Annotated in this window: 3 protein-coding genes; all 3 read right to left on the reverse strand. The window is 71.2% G+C overall.

What is annotated here, in order from left to right; genetic code table 11:
* The coding region (locus H5J31_RS39285; protein WP_181777728.1) for an SWIM zinc finger family protein at positions 1-522 on the reverse strand (522 nt) is incomplete at its 3' end.
* Positions 522-3,287, reverse strand: coding sequence for a DEAD/DEAH box helicase (locus tag H5J31_RS39290; protein WP_181777729.1), 2,766 nt, complete (start codon positions 3,285-3,287; stop codon positions 522-524). The genes H5J31_RS39290 and H5J31_RS39285, both read right to left, overlap by 1 nt.
* 129 nt (positions 3,288-3,416) lie before the next feature.
* A partial coding sequence (locus tag H5J31_RS39295) for an acyl-CoA dehydrogenase (RefSeq protein ID WP_181777730.1) occupies positions 3,417-5,362 on the reverse strand: 1,946 nt, incomplete at its 5' end.

The following is a 5,362-nucleotide window of genomic DNA, read 5'->3' on the forward strand; positions in this document are numbered from 1 at the left end:
CAGTACCGCCTCCCGCGGTCGTCCGCGCAGCAGGAACAGCACGAACGGATCGGCGTCGACCTCGTCCGCGACCAGGTAGTAGACCGCGGCGACGTGCTTGCACGGGTTCGCGCTGTCCGGGCACGAGCATTTCGGCCGCAGGTCCCCCGGGCCGGGCAGCAGATCCGCGCCGGCGGCGCGCGCGTCCTCGGCCAGCTCGCCGGGCAGTTCGCCGTCGAGGAGGGCCGCGACGTGCCCGAGCCGGGAGCCGACCATGCCGAGCAGGTTCTCCCACTGCTCCTCGGCGAACGCCTGCATCCGGATGGTCACCCGGTACGGCACGGCCCGGCTGCCCTGCACCCAGGCCGTCACCTCGCCCGTGCCGACCGCCAGCTTGCTGACCACGCCTTTGCGCGCGTACGTCCGGCCGCGCGGCAGGCGGTTCGGGTCGAGCTTGGCGCGATCCTCCAGCGCCTCGACCCACGCCTTGCCCCACCACGTGTTGCCGAAGGTCCGCCGCTTCCGGCCGGTCGCGCCGCGCATCAGGTCTCCCCGAGCCGGACGAGGTCGGCGAGTTCGTCGTCGGACAGTTCGGTGATCCAGTTCTCCCCCGCGCCGATGACCGCGTCCGCCAGCCCGCGTTTGGTCTCCAGGACCGTGGCGATACGTTCCTCGAGCGTGCCCTCGGCGATCAGCCGGTGCACCTGGACCGGCCGGTCCTGCCCGATCCGGTAGGCACGGTCGGTCGCCTGGTCCTCGACCGCCGGGTTCCACCAGCGGTCGTAGTGGATCACGTGGGTGGCCTTGGTCAGGTTGAGCCCGACGCCGCCCGCCTTGAGCGACAGCAGGAACACCGGCACCTCGCCCGCCTGGAACCGGGCGACCATGTCCTCACGGTCCTTCGGCGTGCTCGACCCGGACAGCAGCATCGTCGGCAGCCCGCGTTCGGCCAGGCGTTTCTCCAGTAGACGGCACAGCTGGACGTACTGGCTGAACACGAGCACGCTGTCGCCCTCGTCGAGGACGACGTCGAGCAGTTCCTCGAAGGCGGCGAGCTTGCCGGACCGGCCGTGCAGTACGCCGGGTTCCTTCAGATACTGCGCGGGATGGTTGCAGATCTGCTTGAGCTCGGTGAGCAGTTTGAGCACCTGCCCGCGCCGGGCCACCCCGTCCAGCTCGCGGATCATCGCGAGGTTCTCCCGGACCACGGCCTCGTACAGCGTCGTCTGCTCGGCGGTGAGCGGGACGAACCGGTCGGTCTCGGTCTTGCGCGGCAGTTCCGGGGCGATGTCCGGGTCGGTCTTCTTACGGCGCAGCAGGAATGGTCGTACGGTCGCGGCGAGTCGCTCGGTCGCCGCCTTGTCGCGATCGCGTTCGATCGGGCGGGCCACCTTGCGGCGGAACCCGTCGAGCGAGCCGAGCAGTCCCGGCGTCGTCCAGTCCACAATGGACCACAGTTCGGTGAGCCGGTTCTCCATCGGCGTCCCGGTCAAGGCGACCTTCGCGGCTGCCGGGATATTCCGCAGCTCCTTGGCGGTCACCGAAAGCGGGTTCTTGACGTGCTGCGCCTCGTCGGCGGCGATCATCCCCCAGTCCACTTCGGACAGTGTCTCGCGGTCCCGGCGGAGGACACCGTACGTGGCGAGCACGACCTCGTCCGGCGCGACCTCGTCGAGATGCCGCCCGCCGCCGTGGAACCGGCGCACCGGGATGTCCGGCGCGAACCGGGCGAACTCGCGTTCCCAGTTGCCGAGCAACGACGTCGGACACAGGACGAGCGTGGGGCCCTCTTCGAGCGGGCGGCGGTGCAGATGCAGGGCGATGAGCTGGATCGTCTTGCCCAGCCCCATGTCGTCGGCGAGACACGCGCCGAGACCGAGTCCGGTCATCGTCGACAGCCACGCGAGGCCCGCCTTCTGGTACGGCCGCAAGGTGGCTTTCAACTCGGCGGGCTGCTCGATCGGTTCGGCGGCGGAGTCACGGATCCGCCGCACCAGCCCGGTCAGCGCCGACGGGGCGGTGAACTCGACCTTCTCGCCGTCCAGCTCCAGTTCGCCGGTGAGCGCGGCGGCCAGCGCCTCGGCCCCGGACAGCTTCTTCGAGCGGTGGGCGCGGACCTTCGCGATCAGGCGCGCGTCGACCTTGACCCACTTGCCGCGCAACCGCACCAGCGGCCGTTTCGCCTCCGCGAGCGCGGTGACCTCGTCGTCGGTGAGCGCCTCGTCCCCGAGGCTCAGCCGCCACCGGAACCGCAGCAGGCTCTTGAGCGTGAACTCGGGCCCGGTGACGCTGCCGGGAACCTGCGTCGCACTCGCCTTGGCCTTGAGCTCACCCGCGAAGAGGTCCTTGGGCCACTGCACCTCGATGCCGGCGCCGCCCAGCGCCGCGTCACCGTGGGTCAGCAGGTCGACGACCTCGTCGTACTCCAGCGCCAGTTCGGTCGGCGCGGCCGAACGCAGCATGCGGCCGAGCGGCGACCACGCCCGGGCACCCCGGCGCAGACCGAGCAGCAACTGGGTCTCGACCTGTTCTCCCATCCGTTCCAGCACCGCCTCGGGCGCGTCCCACAGCGTCGCCGCCTCGACGATCAAGCTCGGATCCGCCGCACTCCGCACGGCGAGAACGGCGGCGAAAGCAGGCTCTTCTTCGGGGTTTTCGGGCTCGTGGACCTCCATGCGCAAGACGAGATGCGCGCCCTGTGCCTGGCGGGCGCTCAGTTCCGCGAGCCAGGCCGCGCCGTCCGGTCCGACCAGCGTCGGCTCCGGCGCCGCGAACGCCGGACCGCCCGCGGCGACACTCGCGGCGGGCGTGCGCACCAGCACGTCGGCCGTCGCGTCCCACAGCGCGCGGATCAACGACTCCGGCGAATGCAACCGGATCCGTTTCAGGCCCGACAACGGCAACGCGTGCGCCTCGGGCGGCAACGCGGCGGCGAGACCGCGCAACAACTCCTCGTCGGCGACGTCGAGCGGGCCGACCCGCCACGAATCCACCCCACCGGGTGAGGCGGCGGGCAGCAAGCGGCCGCGGGCGATGAGGTTCACGCCCGCCTCGACGACGGCCGACCACGCCGCGATGGCCGGGCTCAGCTCGCCCTCGGCGGTCAGCAGCCGCGGAATCGCGCGTGACAACGGGACGAGCGCCGCGTCGACCTTCGTGCGCCGGAAGACCTTTCCCACCGGCAGCACGAGTTCGATCGCGGTGTCACCCGCTACGCCGTCTCCCCAGAGCGCCAGCACCCCGTCCCGCGGGGGATCCGAGGGGACGAAGGTGGCTTGGGTTCCTGTGCCGAACTCCACGACTCGCACGCTAGAGCACGGGACCGACAGACCGCCTGCGGTGGTGCTATGAACGGCCCGTTCCTTGCAAATTTTGCAAGGAACGGGCCGTTCATAGCACGCTGCGGAGCCGTGACAAGGACTTTCAGGACACCCGGTTCAGGACCGCGGAAGCCCCAGCAGACGTTCGGCCGTCAGCGACAGCAGCACCTGCGTGGTGCCGCCCGCGATGCTGAGGCAGCGTGTCAGCAGGAACTCGTGTTGCGCGGGATCACCGGCCACGAGCGCGTTCTCGCCCAGCGCCTCCAGCGCGAATTCAGCCACCGCCTGCCGATGCCGGACGCCCAGCAGTTTGCGCACGCTCGACTCGGCGCCGGGGTCCTGCCCGTCGAGCCGGCGCAGGGTCGCCCGCAGATCCAGGACGGAACAAGCGCTCCCCTCCGTGATCAACCGGCCGAGGCCCTCCAGGTCGGCGTCGTCACCGGAGTCGGCGAGCAGCTTTTCGACGCCCTCACCCACAGCGGATCCGCTGCCGAGGGCGACGCGTTCGTTCGCCAGGGTCGTCCGCGCGAGCCGCCAGCCGCCGTCGATCTCCCCGACCACCCTGTCGTCCGGGACGAAGACGTCGTCGAGGAAGACCTCGTTGAACACGGCGTCGCCGGTGATCTCGCGCAGCGGGCGGGTGCTGATCCCGCCGGTGGTCATGTCGACGAGGAAGTACGTGATGCCCTTGTGCTTCGGCGCGTCCTGATCGGTGCGGGCCAGGCAGATCGCCCAATCTGCTTCGCGTGCCAGCGACGTCCACACCTTCTGGCCGTTCAGCAGCCAGCCGCCGTCGACCCGCCTGGCCGTCGTGCGGAGCGACGCGAGGTCGGAGCCTGCTTCTGGCTCACTGAACAGCTGGCACCAGGTGATCTCGCCGCGCAGAGTGGGTGCGGCGAACCGCTCGCGTTGTTCCGGCGAGCCGTGTTCGAGCAGGGTCGGCACCGCCCAGGCGCCGATGACCAGGTCGGGACGGCGGACACCGGCGTCGGCGAGCGCGGAGTCGATCCGCAGTTGCTCGGCGGCGGTCGCGCCCCGGCCGTAGGGCGAGGGCCAGTGCGGCGCGAGCAGTCCCGAGTCGGCCAGCGCGACACGACGTCCGGGCTCGGGCAGCGCGGCGATTTCCCTGACCAGGTCACGGAGTTCGGCGTCTTCACCGACGTCGACACCCAGGGTGCGCCGGTCGCCGCGCAACGCGAGTTCGGCCGCACGACGGCGCCAGCGGGCGGAGCCGCCGAGCCATTGCCGCAACGCCAGGGCGCGACGCAGGTAGAGGTGCGCGTCATGCTCCCAGGTGAATCCGATGCCGCCCAGGACCTGGATGCAGTCCTTCGCGTTGGCCACGGCCGCGTCGAGGGCGTAGGCCGCCGCGGTCGCCGCCGCGAGGGGATGCTGGGCGGGGTCGTCGGCCGCCCTCGCCGCGTCCCACGCGAGAGCGTCGGTGGCTTCGGCGCGGCACAACATCTCCGCACAGAGATGCTTGACGGCCTGGAACGACCCGATGGGACGACCGAACTGCTCACGCACCTTGGCGTACTCGACGGCGGTCCGGAGACACCATCGTGCGATCCCGGCGGCTTCGGCGGCACCGAGCGTGGCGGCGTAGGCGTCGACCGGCAGCGACTCGAAAACCGCCTCGGGCACCACGCTGGTGCACCGGACCCGGCCGGCCGGACGGGAGACGTCGAACGGGTCGAGCGGTTCGACGTCCACACCGGACGTTCCCGGCGGAACGAGTGCGGCGACGTCACCCGCGGCCACCAGTAACCATGCCGACGGGTGAACGTCGAGCGCCGGTCCCGACTCCCCGTCGACGACCGAGTCGGAGACGAGGAATCCCGGGCCGAGCACGACCGCCAGCCGTTCGGTCCCGTCCGCGAGTCCGGGCAGGATCTCCTTGGCCGCTTGGGGAACCGTCGCCAGGAGCGCGCCGCCCAACGCCGTTCCGAGTACCGGACCGGGGACGAGCGCTTCGGCCGCGGCGGCGAGCCCGGCGGCGAGATCCGCGACCGTCCCCGGGACCAGTACGAGCGTCGGCGCGTGCGCCTCGATCGCGAAGATCA

The sequence above is a fragment of the Amycolatopsis pittospori genome, assembly GCF_013870525.1.
In the GTDB taxonomy this organism is placed as follows: domain Bacteria; phylum Actinomycetota; class Actinomycetes; order Mycobacteriales; family Pseudonocardiaceae; genus Amycolatopsis; species Amycolatopsis pittospori.